We start from the raw sequence: 14089 nt of genomic DNA, 5'->3' as shown, positions 1-14089 counted from the left end.
GCCGGGGCTTGCCCTTTTGCCCTGAGCGGTGTCATGCTTTGGCACAGTAGCGGGGGCGCAGACCCCCGGGAGAGCGAGATGTCCGATGAGCAGTGACCCGGTTGTGTTTCTTCCAGGCATGATGTGCGACGCGCGTCTTTTCGCGCCACAACTCGCCGATCTGAGCCGCGACATGGCGGTCACGGTCGCGCCGGTCACCGGCGGCGACCGGATCGAGGAAATCGCCTCGGGACTTCTCGACGTGCTGCCGCAGCGGTTTGCCCTGGCGGGGCTGTCGATGGGCGGTATCGTGGCGATGGAGGTGTTGCGCCGTGCGCCCGACAGGGTGACGCGCATCGCACTGATGGATACGAATTCCCTGGCCGAAACCCCGCAATCCGCCGCCGGGTACGAGCCTTTCATCATCAAGCTGCGCGCCGGGCGCATTTCTGAGGCGGTCGAGATGATGCTGGGGCGCGATGTTCTGGCACCCGGCCCGGCCCGGGCGGGCGTGATGTCGGCGCTGGTCGAGATGGCCGAAGATCTGGGCGTGGCGGCGATCATCCGCCAGACGCGTGCCCTGCAGCGCCGCCGCGATTACCAATCAGTGCTGCGTCGCTGCAAGGTGCCTGCGCTTGTGCTCTGCGGCGCGTATGACACGCTCACCCCGCTCAAACGGCATGAATTCATGGCCGAAATGATCCCCAATGCGACGCTGACGGTGATCCCGGATGCCGGACATCTGCCGGTGCTGGAGCAGCCCGAGGTGACGACAGCGGCGCTTCGGGGGTGGTTGAAACGGCCCTTGATGCTGCAGAACCGCGTGGATGCCTGAGAAAGACCAAAGGCCCGAGCCCTCTGCTAAGGGAAAGCTGCGGCAATGGCGACGCCGGGTGCAGCTGTGGACCGGGCGTAACCTGCCGCCCGGCCTGCGCCTTGTCGCGGGGCTGTTGCTGATCTGCGGCGGTTTTCTGGGCTTCCTGCCGGTGCTCGGCTTCTGGATGATCCCGCTCGGCCTTGCGGTTGCGGCGCTCGACGTGGTGCCGCTCTGGCGGTGGCTGCGGGGGCGGCGGCGCTAGCGGGCCAGGTCCGCGACCGTGTCCACGTCTTGCAGCCGGTCGATCAGGGCCACGCTTTGGCCGCCAAGGCTGCGCGCCGTATCATCGAGCGCGTGTTCGCTCGACCAGCGCACCCCGTCGAATAGCGTTGTGGGCACGCGCTGCGTGCGGCGCAACCCGACCAGCCAATAGCCGCCGTCATGCGCCGGCCCGAACACCGCGTCATGCCGCCCGAGAGCATCAAAGGCGCGCGCGACATGGGCGGCGCGAATGCCCGGGATATCCGCTCCGATGACACAGACCGGCCCCGGTGGCGCGCCGCGCAAGAGCCGCCCCATGCGGTCGCCCAGATTGCCCGGCCCTTGCGGGAGACGCGGCAGATGCGCGGGCCAGAAGCGACTTTGCAGGCCCGCACGGTCGGGGCTGACGGCAAGGCTCAGATGCCAGCGGGGGTCCTCCACCTCGCGCAAGAGCCGCGCCACCTGATGGCGAAACCACCACGCCGCCGCCGTCATGCCGATATCGCGCCCGAGCCGGGTCTTGACGCGGCCAGGGCGCGGTTCCTTGACCATGACGATCAGTTGCCGCCGCATCCGGTGCATCAGGCGAAATAGTCGCGCAGGATACGGGCATAGATCGCCTTGAGCTGGTGGATTTGCGCCACCTCCACGCGCTCATCCACCTGGTGCATGGTCTGGCCCACAAGGCCGAATTCCACCACCGGGCAGTGATCTTTGACAAAGCGCGCGTCCGATGTGCCCCCGGTGGTCGAGAGCACTGGGCTGACGCCGGTCTCGGCCTTAACCGCGCCCGCCACCAGATCCGAGAGCGGGCCGGGCGGGGTCAGGAACGACTCCCCCGAGACCTTCACCTGCATCGCGCCCGACACGCCGAATTCCTCCGCCACGCGGTCGATCTCGGCTTGCATCCATTGGGTGAGGCTGGCGCTGTCATGGGCATCGTTGAAGCGGATATTGACCGTGGCGCGGCACTCGGCGGGGATCACGTTGGTGGCCGGGTTGCCGGTGTCGATGGTGACCACGGCCAGCGTCGAGGGATCGAAATGCTCGGTGCCCTCATCGAGGGTATGCGAGGCCATCCGGTCCATCAGCCGGGCCATGGCAGGCAGCGGGTTGCAGGCGCGGTGCGGATAGGCGGAATGGCCCTGCACCCCGGTGATCGTGATCCGTGCGACAAGCGAACCGCGCCGCCCGATCTTGATCATCTCGCCCATGCGCTCTGGGCAGGTGGGCTCCCCCACGAGACAGGCGCTCATCCGCTCGCCATTCGCGTCCATCCAGTCGAGCAGGGCGGTGGTGCCGTCCACGGCGTCGCCTTCCTCATCTCCGGTGATGGCGAGGATCAGCGCGCCCTCGGGCGGGGTTTCGGCCACGAAATCCACCGCCGCCGCGACAAAGGCCGCGACGCCGGACTTCATGTCCGTGGCACCGCGCCCGTATAGCACGCCGCCGTTCTCGACCGCGCCGAAGGGCGGCACCGACCACGCCGCCTCATCGCCCACCGGCACCACATCGGTATGACCGTTGAAGCCGAAGCTGCGCGCCGCCGCCTTGTCGCCCCACCGCGCAAAGAGGTTGCTGACCCCGCCACGATCCACCCGCGTGCAGGCAAAGCCCGCGCCGTCCAGCACCTTTTCGAGCAATTGCAGCGCGCCGCCCTCTTCGGGGGTGACCGACGGGCATTTGATCAGATCAGCGGTCAGTTGCGCGGCATCGAGCGGGCTATGTGGCATTTCGGCGGGTCCTCTGAGATCGACATCCCCGACCGGTTAGCGCGGATCGCGCCCAAGCGCAAACCCGGACCCCGTGGCCGGTTTGCAAGGCTGACTCTGCGTCACGCGAATAAACCTTAACACCGATGGAAGTTTTTGGTATCTAAGGACAGTCAATAAAAAAACCCGAGGCAGGGCAAGACAGACTTACGGGCCACCAGTTCCGCAAAAGGACATAGATCCTCAAGGACAATGGCCCCGACATCCGGGCAGGCCGCGTGTCATCAGGCAAGGACGCGCGTCCCCGTCATTCAGGATCGGATGGCCCCGTTCGGGCCATGTAACGCTGCGTTTGCACTGCCTTTCAAAGAGGTGGGGCAGAGCATGGTTTCAGGCGTCGAGATACCGATCGACCGCGGTGCGTCCGCGACGGAAATGGCGCAGACGATCTTTGGCGACGGCGTCACGGTGATCGGGGCCTCCTACACGGGCGACCGCGACAGTTCGGGCATCTACACCAATGGCGACAGCATCTCGCCGGGGGTGACCCCGGGCGACACCGGCGTGATGTTCTCGACCGGCGATCTGCGCGGGTTCACCAACAATAATTTCTTCCAGTCGAACCAGAGCGCCAGCACGACGACGACGTCGAGCGGGCCCAACGGGGTCAACGACTTTGACAATGCGGCGGGCGCGCGGACGTACGACGCGTCATACCTCGATGTCGATTTCATCCCGACCGGCGACGTGATGACGATGCAATTCGTCTTCGCCTCCGAGGAATATCCCGAATTCGCCACCGGCGCGTTTCAGGATTTCTTTGGCGTCTGGGTCAACGGCAATCTCGTGCCGCTCAGCATCGGCGATGGCGATATCGACCCCAACAACCTCAATGCCGGGTCGAACGGCAACCTCTTCATCGACAACACGGCCGACCAGTTCAACACCGAGATGGACGGCTTCACCGCGACGCTGACGCTGACCATGCCGGTGAATGCGGGCGAGGTGAATTCGATCCGGATCGGCATCGCCGACGTGACCGACAGCAACTACGATTCCACGGTGATGATCGCGGCGGACAGCGTGCAGACCACGCTCGTGGCGGGCGATGACACGACCACGCTGTTTCCCGATGGCTCGCGCACGCTCGATCTTCTGGCCAATGATATCAACAACACGGCCGGAACGCTGTCGATCACCCATCTGAACGGGCAGGCGGTTTCGGCGGGCGATATCGTCACGCTCAATTCCGGGCAGCAGATCCAGCTCAACGCCGATGGCACGATCGAGGTGATCGGCGATGGCGATACCGAACTTTTCAACTTTACCTACGAGGTCGAAAGCAGCACCGGGCAGACCGATGTCGGCTTTGTCACGGTGGATTCGGTGCCCTGTTTCGTCGCCGGAACCCTCATCCGCACGCCCGGTGGCGAGGTGCCGGTCGAGATGTTGCAACCGGGCGATCTGGTCCTGACCCAGGATGAGGGCGCGCAGCCGCTGCGCTGGATCGGCCGGCGCCGCGTGATGGCGGCGGGCGATTTTGCGCCCATTCGCATTGCCGCCGAAACCTTTGGCACGCATCGCGAATTGCTCTTGTCGCCGCTGCACCGGGTGCTCATTCGCGACAGTCTGGCAGAGTTGCTCTTTGGCGAGCGCGAGGTGCTGGTGGCGGCGCGCGATCTGGTCAACGACCGCTCGGTCCGGCGGATCGAGGGCGGCGAGGTGGAGTATGTACATATCCTTTTCGACCGGCATCAGGTGGTGTTCTCCGAAGGGTTGCCAACCGAAAGCTTCCTGCCCGGACCGCAAACCGCCAACAGCTTCGAGGCCGAGATCGTCGACGAGATCTGCGCGCTCTTTCCCGAGATCGACCCGGCAACCGGCGCGGGCTACAGTGCCGCCGCGCGGCGCACGCTCAAGCGATACGAGGCGCGGCTTCTGATGACCCACGCGCGCGCGGCCTAAGATGGGCTGGATCGCGGTCACCGATCACGACGGCGGGCATTTCATGCCGCAGGGCCTCGGTGCGCCGTAATCGGACCGCGAGGTGATCCCGGATGCCAGCGATCTGATGGCGCGCGGCACCCTGATGATCGAGACGCGCCCGGCGATGGAGCCGCGCCCGCAGACCTTGCTGTCCTTCAGCCGCAGCCATCCGTGGCATGGCGGGTTCTCGCTGCAGGCGCTGCCCTCGGGCGGGATCAGCCTGATCGAGACGCAGGCGGGCGACGTGCGCCATGCCACGCTGCCCTACAGGCTCGATGATCGCACCGACAGCCTGCGCATCACCTATAGCTGGGATGCGCCCGCGCGGTGGGGGCGGCTCTCGGTCGAGCGGCCAGAGGTGTTCGGCGTGGCCTCGATCGCGCTGCCGCCGCCGCATCCGATACCGCTTTCGGACATGCGCACGGTCTTCACCGATCCGCGCCAGCGGCAGATGGACCGGGACGTGATCTTTGCGGCGCTCTCGTCGCGGATCGAGCCGGTCGGGCCGATGCCGGGGCTGAGCGGGTCGGTCCCGGTTCTCACGCCCGGCGGCTATGTGGCGGTGGGGCGGTTGAAGCGCGCCGACAAGGTGTTGACCACCGAAGGCGCGCCGGTGCCGGTGCTGCAAAGCCTGCATCGCCGGGTGCCCGCGTTCGGCAGCTTCCGGCCCGTGCGCTTGCGTGCGCCCTATTTTGGCCTGCGCCGCGATATCGTGGTGGCCCCGCATCAGCGGCTGGTGATCCGCGGCTCCGAGGTGGAATATCTCTTCAACTCCGAGGCGGTGCTGGTGCCCGCCCGGCATCTGGTCAACGGGTTTTCGGCGCTTTTTGCCGAGAGCCCGACGATGGTAAGCTATCACAACCTGCTGTTGCCGGGGCACGAGGAACTCGATGCCGCCGGAACGCAGACCGAGAGCCTCTATGTCGGACGGTTGCGACGCAAGCCCGATCTGGTCGGATTGAGCGTGCTGGCGGGATGTGATCGCGCCCGCCTGCCCGAACATCCCAAGCCGCTCTGGCCGGTGCTGAAACCCTATGAGGCGATCACCCTCGCGATGAACCGCGCGGCCTGATCCGGGGTCTCTCTCAGGCGCTGGCACCCGTGGCGCGGGGCAATTCGACCCAGACCAGCGCGCCTTGCGACACTGTCCGGTCAATGCCGACGCGGCCCTGCATGGCCTCGGCCTTGAGCCGCGCGATGGCCAATCCCATGCCTGCGCCAAAGGTCGTGCCGGTCGCCTGATCCAGCCGCTCGAACGGGGCAAAGGCCTGTTCGGGATCGTCGGTGAGAAACCCGGGCCCGTCATCGGCGACCGTCACCCTCACCTGATCATCCCGCGCCGGGGTGATGCCGATGCTGACGGTGCCCTCCGGCCCGCTGTAGCGCAGCGCGTTTTCAACCAGATGCGACAGGATGTCGGTCAGCATGGTCCGGTCCGCCCACACCTCCAGCGGGCTGTCCGCCTGCGACAGCCGTATCGCGTCCTCGCGCACCGTCGCGCGATACTGCGTGCGCACATCCTCGATCACCGTCGCGACGCGCACGGCGCTCGGCGTGACAGGCGCGCGCCGCGCGGCGAGATCGGCGAATTGCACCGTGTTCTCGATGGTCGACAGAAGCGTCTTACCGGCCTCCATGATGCGCCCAGCATAGAGCGCCTGTTGACGGTCCTCGCGTTTGGCCGCGTCCTCCTCGATCAGGTCCGCCAGCCCGATCACCGCGCTGAGCGGGGTGCGCATTTCGTGGCTGATACCCGACAAGAGCACGGTCTTGGCGCGGCTCGTCTGGTCGGCCTGACGCGTCGCCTCTTCCAACTCTGCCTCGTAGGTCTTTGATACAAAAGCGAAATAGAACACTTGAAAGATGATGATGCTGAAGGCCGTGGCCCCTGACATGGGGGCGTAGAACCGGGTGGCCATCTGCGCCCCGATCAGCGGCGACAGCCCGTCATGCAGCACGAACCACGTCACCCAAAGCAGCACCGGCACCGCGATCATCGCCGCGATATGCCCGCGCTCGCGGTGCAGTGAAAACACCGCGAAGGGAAAACCGGCCATCGGTATGAGGATCGTCGCCACACCGCCCGCCGGGTGCACCACGCAGGCCCCGAGGAAGATCGCCAGATTCGTCGAGCCGAGCCAGAGGGTGTTGCCCCAGGCAAGCGGCAGATGCGAGGCCAGCAGACGTGCCGCGACAAACCCCAAAAACGCAAGCGCGCCGATCAAAAAGACTGGCAATTCCCCGCTGAGCGCCGTGAGAGCGAGCCAGGCACTGGTAAAGACCAGTCCGAAGAGCACGAAGGCAAAGGAAATGCGGGCGCGGATGATCGCCTTTTCCGAGCCCTTGCGCGCCTCTGCCATGTCGTCAAGCATTCGCGTCTCTCCGCCAGTCTGGCCTTTGATGATCTTTCGCTGTGCAACGCGTGCCCGGCACGCGGGACGGTTTCGCTATATGCGCAGCGCGGAGCCGTCCTGCAAGCGCCGTGCCCCGCTCGGGAACCTAGTCGAAAAACGGGGTCATCTGCGCAACGATCACTGCATTCTCGTCGAGGGCCCGCTGCATCAGGGCGCGTTCCTCGTCTGATATCTCGTGGCCCTCGGCCTCGCGCTCTGCCAATGTGCCATAGCCCGACACGTCGAGCGGCGCGGTATCGGCCTGTTTGAGGATCGCCACCGTCTCGCGCACCGCTTCGGCCTCGTCCACGCCGGAGGCAAAGACCATGAGCGCGGCCCCGGTCGCCTTGGCAGGCAGACCGTCCCCGGCCTTGCGGCCAATCTCGACCAGCAGGGTATAGACCTGCTGGCGTTTCGGTTTCTTCTCGGTCTCGCTCATTTCCGGCCCTCCGTTGCCGCGCAGCCCTGCGCCAAGCCGCCCGTGAAGTCAAGCTGGCCGGGTTTTCATTGGGGCCGGGTGGCGTTAGCCTTGACGGGATCGTGACAGGAGGACGTGCGGATGAAACGGATCAAGGACATGGTGGCCGAAGCGAATGCGGTTGTGACGCATGCGCCTGCGGCGCAGATGCTGGACCTGCATGGCACCGAAGGCGTGACCTTCGTCGATCTGCGCGATCCGCGCGAGTTGGAGCGCGAAGGCATGATCCCCGGTGCGTTTCACTGTCCGCGCGGCATGCTGGAATTCTGGATCGACCCCGAAAGCCCCTATGCCAAGCCGCAATTCCAGAGCGGAGGGCGGTTCGTGTTCTATTGCGCGTCGGGTTGGCGCTCGGCGCTCGCGGCACGCACGGCGCAGGAGATGGGGCTGGCGGGGGTGAGCCATGTGAGCGACGGGTTCTCGGGCTGGAAGGCGGCCGGGGGTGCCGTGGCCGAGAAACCGCGAAAGGGCTGAACGGCTGGGGCAGTCGCGCCGTGAGGCAGCGATTGGCCTGGAGCGTACGTTTAGGTGCAGCCCCAATGCGCGGAATCAAGGTGCCGCAGGCACCGCCGCGCAGCGCCCGACCGCCCCCTCGGGCGGGCGCTTTTGCAACGTTTCAAGCCATTGATAACGCGGAGGTGTTTGGCTGGCATAAAGTGCGGACCACCGAGGGTGCTGCGCCCACCCGGCGGTCGGGCACCGCGCGGCTCATCTCTGAAATCGCCTAGGTCCGCTCAAGGCCAAAATCGCCTCGCACAAAACGAAACGCTTTCCTCGCCACCATGCCTGGCCCCGGATCAGTCGCGCAGCAACTCGTTGATCGCGGTCTTCGAGCGGGTCTGCGCATCCACGCGCTTGACGATCACCGCGCAATAGAGGTTGAGGTTGTTCTTGGTCGGCATCGAGCCCGAGACCACCACCGAATAGGGCGGCACCTCGCCGATGAAGACCTCACCGGTCTCGCGGTCGACGATCTTGGTCGACTTGCCGATATAGACACCCATGCCCAGAACCGAGCCCTCGCGCACGATGCAGCCCTCGACCACCTCCGAGCGCGCGCCGATAAAGCAGTTGTCCTCGATGATCGTCGGCCCCGCCTGCATCGGTTCCAGCACGCCGCCGATCCCGACGCCGCCCGACAGGTGCACACCCTTGCCGATCTGCGCGCAGCTTCCCACCGTGGCCCAGGTATCGACCATCGTGCCCTCATCGACATAGGCACCCAGATTGACGAAGGACGGCATCAGCACCACGCCGGGCGCGATATAGGCCGATTTGCGCACCACGCAGTTCGGCACGGCGCGAAAGCCTGCGGCGCGCCATTCGGCTTCGCCCCAGCCGTTGAACTTGCTGTCGACCTTGTCCCACCAGCCGCCCGCCTGCGGACCACCGGGATGAATTTCCATATCCTTGATGCGAAAGCCCAGAAGCACCGCCTTCTTGGCCCATTGGTTGACGTGCCAGTCGCCGGTCTCCTGCCGCTCGGCCACGCGCAGCGTGCCGCTATCCAGCGCGTTCAGCGTCGCCTCGATGGCCTCGCGGGTTTCGCCGCCGGTTTTGGGCGTGATGGTGTCGCGCGCCTCCCAGGCGGCTTCGATGGCGGTCTCAAGGGCTGCGTTGGACATGGGCGTTTCCTTCGGATCAATGGCGTGTGTCGTGTTCGCCTATAAGCGCAAGCCGGGACGGGATCAATGCGACCAACCGCAAAGCACGCGCGACCTCAGCCCGCCAAACCCCGTCATCCTCCGGCCGTACACGGCGAAACCTCAGGCCCCGACACTGCGTCATCCTCCGGCTTGACCGGAGGATCTCCCCGGCACCCGCGCGATGTCTGCCTGCGCGTGGCGCGACCTCGGCCGCTCCAAAGCCCGTCATCCTCCGGCCTGACCGGAGGATCTCCCGCTGCCCGACAGATACCCGCCTGCACCGCCATGACGGGGCGCGCGACCTCAGCCGCGCATGCGCTCGGATTTCGGGTCATACATCGGCCGCAGGCTGGCCTCGGCCTGCACCCGCGTGCCCGCCACGTCGATCTCGTAGCTTGAGGCCAACACCTGCTCCACGCTCTCACCCTTGCACGGCACGTAGCCCATCCCGATGGCAGCACCAAGATGATGGCCATACGCCCCCGAACTCAAATAGCCCACGATCTCGCCATCGCGCAGCACCGGCTCGTTGTGATAAAGCATCGGCTCCGGCTCGGTCAGCCGGAATTGCAGCAGGCGGCGCTCCAGCCCCGTCTCGCGCTTTCTCAGCACCGCGTCGCGTCCGATGAACTCGGGCTTGTCGGTCTTGACGGCAAAGCCCAGTCCCGCCTCCAGCACATGATCCTCGCAGGTGATGTCATGGCCGAAATGGCGAAACGCCTTCTCGATCCGGCAACTGTCCATCGCGTGCAGCCCGCACAGTGTCACCCCGTGATCCGCGCCCGCCTCGCTCAGCACCTCGAAGACATGGCCGCACATGTCGGCGCTCACGTAAATCTCCCAGCCAAGCTCACCCACGTAAGACACCCGATGCGCCCGCGCCAGCCCCATGCCGATCTCGATCTCGCGCGCCCATCCAAAGGCATGCGCCTCGTTCGACAGGTCATCCGGCGACACCGTCCGCATGAGATCCCGCGCCTTCGGCCCCATCACCGCCAGCACGCCCTCACCAGCCGTCACATCGGTAATGACGGCCTGCCGCCCCCCCAGATGCCGCCGCAGCCATGTCTCATCCGCCAGCCGTGTGGCGGCGGGGGTGACCACCAGATAAGCGGTCTCGCTCAGCCGCGTCACCGTCACATCCGCCTCGATGCCGCCGCGCGCATTCAGAAACTGCGTATAGACGATGCGGCCCACCGGCACGGACATCTCCGCCCCGCAGACATGGTTGAGAAACGCCTCCGCCTCCGGCCCCTCGACCCGCAGCTTGCCGAAACTCGACATGTCATAGAGGCCCACGCCCTGCCGGATCGCCCGGTGCTCCGCAGCGGCATTGTCGAACCAGTTCTGACGGCCCCAGCTATAGCGATAGTCGCGCTCCTGCCCCGGCGCGGCATACCAGTTCGCCCGCTCCCAGCCTGCCGTCTCGCCCATGACAGCCCCACGTTCCAGCAATTGCGCATGAAACGGCGTGCGCCGCACGCCGCGCGCGGTGGTCTTCTGCCGGTAGGGGTAGTGATCGGCATAAAGCAGCCCGAGCGTTTCCTTCGACCGCTCGAACAAATACCGCCGGTTGCCCTGAAACGGCTGCATCCTGGAAACATCCACATCGCCCAGGTCAAAGGGCTTCTCGCCATCCTCCATCCATTGCGACAGCGCATGCCCCGCGCCGCCCGCCGACTGAATCCCGATGGAGTTGAACCCCGCCGCGACCCAGACATTGTCCATCTCGGGCGCCAGCCCCAGATGATAGGCATCATCGGGGGTAAAGCTTTCGGGACCGTTAAAGAACGTGTGAATCCCCGCCTCGGCCAGCATCGGCATCCGGCTCACCGCGGCCTCCAGAATCGGCTCGAAATGGTCGAAATCCTCCGGCAACTGGTCGAATTCGAAACTCGCAGGGATGCCGTCCATACCCCAGGGCTTGGCGTTCGGCTCGAACGCGCCCAGCATCATTTTCCCGGCATCTTCCTTGTAATAGGCGCATTCATCCGGCACCCGCAGCACCGGAAGCTGTGACAGCCCGGCGATCGGCTCCGATACGATATAGAAATGCTCGCAGGCATGCAGCGGCACGTTCGTGCCCGCCATGCGCCCCACCTCATGCCCCCACATGCCCGCGCAATTCACGATCATCTCGCAGGCGATATGGCCCGCGCTGCCATCCTCACCGCGCCAGTCCACACCGGTCACGCGGCGACCAGCGCGGGCAATGCCCGTCACCTTCACCCGCTCCTGCACCTTCGCACCGCGCCCCCGCGCGCCCTTGGCCAATGCCAGCGCGATATTGGCCGGATCAGCCTGCCCGTCGGTGGGCAGCCAGACGCCGCCCGTCACGCCATCGAGGTTGAGATGCGAGTAGCGGTCCCCGATCTCGGCGGGCGACAACTCCTCCACCGGCACACCAAAGGCGCGCGCCATCGCCGCGCTGCGCTTGAGCTCCTCCAGCCGCTCGCCCGTCAGCGCCGCCGAGATCGACCCCACCTGCCGGAACCCCGTGGCGATGCCGGTCTCGGCCTCCAGCCCGGTATAAAGCTCGGCTGAATAGCGCGCGAGCCGGGTCATGTTGGCACTGGCGCGCAACTGTCCGATGAGGCCTGCGGCGTGCCACGTGGTGCCCGAGGTGAGCGCCTTGCGTTCCAGCAGCACCACGTCGGTCCAGCCCAGCTTGGTCAGGTGATAGGCGACGGAACACCCCACCACTCCGCCGCCGACGATGACCACGCGGGCCTGTGTTGGAAGATCGGTCATGTTTCGCCTCTCGTCAGCGTTGGGCATTGAGTATTTTTACCAAAAAGAAACGCCGGGTCAGACAATCTCATGCCCGGCCTCGCGAATGCGCCGCGCCAGTTCGGCGATGTGATCGGGGCCGACCTCGCAGCAACCGCCGACGATGCTGGCCCCGGCGGCGATCCAGCCCATGGCGGCCTCGGCATAGACGGCCGGGCCGAGATCGCCGCGCTGCTCCAGCGCATCGACGGTCGGGGCCGCGCCCAGAAACCCCTCGCTGATCCGGGTAAAGCCGTTGGCATAGGCCCCGAACGGCAGGCCGAACGCCGCGATATGCGGCAGGCCTTGGGTGATCGCCTCGGGCGGGGAGCAGTTGATCAGGATCGCGGCGGGCGTGAATTCGGCCAGCAGCGGCGCAAGCGCCGACAGCGGCTCGCCCGAGCGCAGCCGCGTGCCGTCCTCGTCCATCGCCGATACTGCCAGCCAGAGCGGCAGGCCCGCCGTCTGTGCTGCCAGACACGCACCGCGCGCCTGATCGACTGAACACATGGTCTCGAACAAAAGCAGATCGACGCGGGGCGCGATGGCCGCCACCGGTTCGGCATAGATCAGGGCCGCCTCCTTCGCCGGGGGGCAGAGATCGGGGCGGTAGGATTGCACCAACGGCCCCACCGCGCCCGCCACGCGCCCCGCGCCATGCGCGTCGCGGGCGGCGATGGCGGCACTGACAGCCACATCGGCAAGGTGCCCAACCTCGTCTTCCAACCCCACCCGCACCAGCCGGTCGCGCAGCACCGCGTAGGTGTTGGTGGTGGCCACCGTGGCCCCGGCGGCGAAATAGGCGTCATGCACGTCGCGCACGATCTGCGGGTGATCCATCATCACCTGCGTCGACCAGAGCGGCGTCGCCCGGTCGCCCGAGCGTTTGACAAGTTCCTGACCGATGGAGCCGTCGAGCAATGTGATGTCTGTCATGTGTCTGTCTCCGGTGGCAAGAGGACCAGCTTGCCGGCATGGGCCTTGGTCTGGAAATCCGCCTGCGCCCGCGCGATGTCGCGCAGCGGATAGGTGGTACTGATCCGGGGTCTTACCTCTCCGGCGCGGACCATGTCCATCAGTCGGGCAAAGACGCGGGGGGCCTGATAGGTGCAGCCGTGAATGGTGACGTCGCGCAGGTAGATGCGGCGCAGATCGGCATGAATCATCGGCCCCGCAATGGCCCCCGCCACAGCGTAATGCCCGCCCGGGCGCAGCGCGTCGATGAGCGCGGCAAAACCCGGCCCGCCCACAAGGTCGATCACCGCGTGATAGTGGTCCTGGGGCAGGGGGGTATCACGCGCAATGACCTCCGCCGCGCCCTCTTCGCGGACCGTCGCGGCCTTGGTGGGGGCCGCGATGCCGGTCACCTGCGCGCCCATCTTTGCGGCCAGTTGCACCGCCGCGAGGCCCACATTCCCCGAGGCTCCGGTGATCAGCACCTGCTGCCCCGCCTTGACCCCGGCGCGATCCAAGAGCCCCATCGCGGTGCCGAAACCGCAGGGGATGGCGGCGATCTCCACGTCCGACAGCGGCGCATCGGTCACATCGTGCAGGTCGTCGGCCTTCATCAGGCAATACTCGGCAAAGGCCCCGTCGATCTCCGAGCCCAGCGCCACGAACCCCACCGGGGTGTCGTCCGTCGGGCGGGGGATGTTGATCGGGCAGGTCACGCGCGCACCGAGCGCAGGCGTGGTGACACCGTCGCCGCGCGCCACCACCTCACCGCAGAGATCGCCACCCTGTATCAGCGGAAAGCGCAGCGCTCCCGACCAGCCGCCCGCCGCGACGCCCTCACCGGTCTCGCCCGTGGCCCCGGTCACCTCCGCCGCATACCAGCCCTCGCGGGTGTTGATATCGGTGTTGTTGACCCCCGCCGCCCGCACACGCACGAGTACCTCACCGGGGCCGGGACGCGGCACCGGGATATCTTCGCGCCACTCCAGCGCCTCCGGCCCGCCGTGGCGGGTGAGGTATACGCCGGACATGGTGGCGGGCAGGGTCAAAACTGCCTCCGGTCAGAAACAACAAGGCGGTGGCAGGCAAAGCGA

The 14089-nt window shown here is 66.4% G+C and carries 13 protein-coding genes; 5 read left to right on the top strand and 8 right to left on the bottom strand.

The annotated features are described in order from the left end of the window. Nucleotides 1–85: 85 nt before the first annotated feature. Complete coding sequence (locus PVU19_RS12305; protein WP_050662218.1) at nt 86–814, top strand: alpha/beta fold hydrolase; 729 nt, start codon at nt 86–88, stop codon at nt 812–814. Further along, entirely contained in the window at nt 807–1058 is a 252-nt protein-coding gene (locus PVU19_RS12300) for a hypothetical protein (RefSeq protein WP_050662219.1), read from the top strand. The genes PVU19_RS12305 and PVU19_RS12300 overlap by 8 nt, the downstream gene beginning before the upstream one ends. Here the strand turns inward: PVU19_RS12300 and PVU19_RS12295 are convergent. Further along, nucleotides 1055–1630 (bottom strand): TIGR04282 family arsenosugar biosynthesis glycosyltransferase, encoded by a 576-nt coding sequence (locus PVU19_RS12295; RefSeq protein ID WP_050662264.1) that lies wholly within the window; start codon nt 1628–1630, stop codon nt 1055–1057. The two genes, PVU19_RS12300 and PVU19_RS12295, sit on opposite strands and share 4 nt — an antisense overlap. An 8-nt stretch (nt 1631–1638) precedes the next feature. Then, nucleotides 1639–2790 (bottom strand): succinyl-diaminopimelate desuccinylase, encoded by a 1152-nt coding sequence (gene dapE, locus PVU19_RS12290; RefSeq protein ID WP_050662220.1) that lies wholly within the window; start codon nt 2788–2790, stop codon nt 1639–1641. Nucleotides 2791–3153: 363 nt separating this feature from the next. On the opposite strand from dapE, the gene PVU19_RS12285 reads away from it, so the two are divergent. Together PVU19_RS12285 and PVU19_RS12280 are read left to right on the top strand one after the other, a co-directional pair. After that, nucleotides 3154–4734, top strand: coding sequence for a Hint domain-containing protein (locus PVU19_RS12285; protein ID WP_050662265.1), 1581 nt, complete (start codon nt 3154–3156; stop codon nt 4732–4734). A gap of 82 nt (nt 4735–4816) precedes the next feature. After that, a complete protein-coding gene (locus tag PVU19_RS12280; RefSeq protein WP_235575742.1) occupies nt 4817–5827 on the top strand; it encodes a Hint domain-containing protein in 1011 nt (336 codons plus the stop codon). A gap of 13 nt (nt 5828–5840) precedes the next feature. On the opposite strand, the gene PVU19_RS12275 is transcribed toward PVU19_RS12280, so the two are convergent. Further along, nucleotides 5841–7127 (bottom strand): sensor histidine kinase, encoded by a 1287-nt coding sequence (locus PVU19_RS12275; RefSeq protein ID WP_050662221.1) that lies wholly within the window; start codon nt 7125–7127, stop codon nt 5841–5843. 127 nt (nt 7128–7254) lie between these two features. After that, nucleotides 7255–7587, bottom strand: a complete 333-nt coding sequence (locus PVU19_RS12270; protein WP_050662222.1) for a hypothetical protein — start codon at nt 7585–7587, stop codon at nt 7255–7257. Nucleotides 7588–7707: 120 nt separating this feature from the next. On the opposite strand from PVU19_RS12270, the gene PVU19_RS12265 reads away from it, so the two are divergent. Continuing rightward, nucleotides 7708–8100 (top strand): rhodanese-like domain-containing protein, encoded by a 393-nt coding sequence (locus PVU19_RS12265; protein ID WP_050662223.1) that lies wholly within the window; start codon nt 7708–7710, stop codon nt 8098–8100. A 323-nt stretch (nt 8101–8423) separates the two neighbouring features. Here the strand turns inward: PVU19_RS12265 and dapD are convergent, their stop codons facing one another. The 4 genes from dapD to PVU19_RS12245 form a co-directional block, all read right to left on the bottom strand. Next, nucleotides 8424–9251: a 2,3,4,5-tetrahydropyridine-2,6-dicarboxylate N-succinyltransferase gene (dapD, locus tag PVU19_RS12260; protein ID WP_050662225.1), complete on the bottom strand. Its 828-nt coding sequence runs from the start codon at nt 9249–9251 to the stop codon at nt 8424–8426. A 324-nt stretch (nt 9252–9575) separates the two neighbouring features. After that, entirely contained in the window at nt 9576–12023 is a 2448-nt protein-coding gene (locus PVU19_RS12255; RefSeq protein WP_050662226.1) for a GcvT family protein, read from the bottom strand. A gap of 57 nt (nt 12024–12080) precedes the next feature. Continuing rightward, nucleotides 12081–12977 carry a homocysteine S-methyltransferase family protein gene (locus PVU19_RS12250; protein ID WP_050662227.1) on the bottom strand — a complete coding sequence of 299 codons (897 nt, stop codon included), beginning with the start codon at nt 12975–12977 and terminating at the stop codon, nt 12081–12083. Then, the gene (locus tag PVU19_RS12245; protein ID WP_050662228.1) at nt 12974–14026 is read right to left on the bottom strand and encodes an alcohol dehydrogenase catalytic domain-containing protein; all 1053 of its coding nucleotides are present in this window, start codon (nt 14024–14026) and stop codon (nt 12974–12976) included. Before PVU19_RS12245 ends, PVU19_RS12250 begins: the two co-directional genes overlap by 4 nt. Between the last annotated feature and the right edge of the window lie 63 nt (nt 14027–14089).

It is taken from the genome of Roseovarius tolerans, assembly GCF_028885395.1.
GTDB classification, from domain to species: domain Bacteria; phylum Pseudomonadota; class Alphaproteobacteria; order Rhodobacterales; family Rhodobacteraceae; genus Roseovarius; species Roseovarius tolerans.
Note: the sequence above shows the minus strand (reverse complement) of the source record. Positions and strands in the feature narration are given on the sequence as shown.

What these genes read in the sequence shown, in the direction of transcription:
- dapE (WP_050662220.1), bottom strand. Translation starts at nt 2,790, where the DNA reads ATGCCACATAGCCCGCTCGATGCCGCGCAACTGACCGCTGATCTGATC.
- PVU19_RS12265 (WP_050662223.1), top strand. Translation starts at nt 7,708, where the DNA reads ATGAAACGGATCAAGGACATGGTGGCCGAAGCGAATGCGGTTGTGACG.
- PVU19_RS12285 (WP_050662265.1), top strand. Translation starts at nt 3,154, where the DNA reads ATGGTTTCAGGCGTCGAGATACCGATCGACCGCGGTGCGTCCGCGACG.
- PVU19_RS12250 (WP_050662227.1), bottom strand. Translation starts at nt 12,977, where the DNA reads ATGACAGACATCACATTGCTCGACGGCTCCATCGGTCAGGAACTTGTC.
- PVU19_RS12305 (WP_050662218.1), top strand. Translation starts at nt 86, where the DNA reads ATGAGCAGTGACCCGGTTGTGTTTCTTCCAGGCATGATGTGCGACGCG.
- dapD (WP_050662225.1), bottom strand. Translation starts at nt 9,251, where the DNA reads ATGTCCAACGCAGCCCTTGAGACCGCCATCGAAGCCGCCTGGGAGGCG.
- PVU19_RS12275 (WP_050662221.1), bottom strand. Translation starts at nt 7,127, where the DNA reads ATGCTTGACGACATGGCAGAGGCGCGCAAGGGCTCGGAAAAGGCGATC.
- PVU19_RS12270 (WP_050662222.1), bottom strand. Translation starts at nt 7,587, where the DNA reads ATGAGCGAGACCGAGAAGAAACCGAAACGCCAGCAGGTCTATACCCTG.
- PVU19_RS12255 (WP_050662226.1), bottom strand. Translation starts at nt 12,023, where the DNA reads ATGACCGATCTTCCAACACAGGCCCGCGTGGTCATCGTCGGCGGCGGA.
- PVU19_RS12295 (WP_050662264.1), bottom strand. Translation starts at nt 1,630, where the DNA reads ATGCGGCGGCAACTGATCGTCATGGTCAAGGAACCGCGCCCTGGCCGC.
- PVU19_RS12300 (WP_050662219.1), top strand. Translation starts at nt 807, where the DNA reads ATGCCTGAGAAAGACCAAAGGCCCGAGCCCTCTGCTAAGGGAAAGCTG.
- PVU19_RS12245 (WP_050662228.1), bottom strand. Translation starts at nt 14,026, where the DNA reads ATGTCCGGCGTATACCTCACCCGCCACGGCGGGCCGGAGGCGCTGGAG.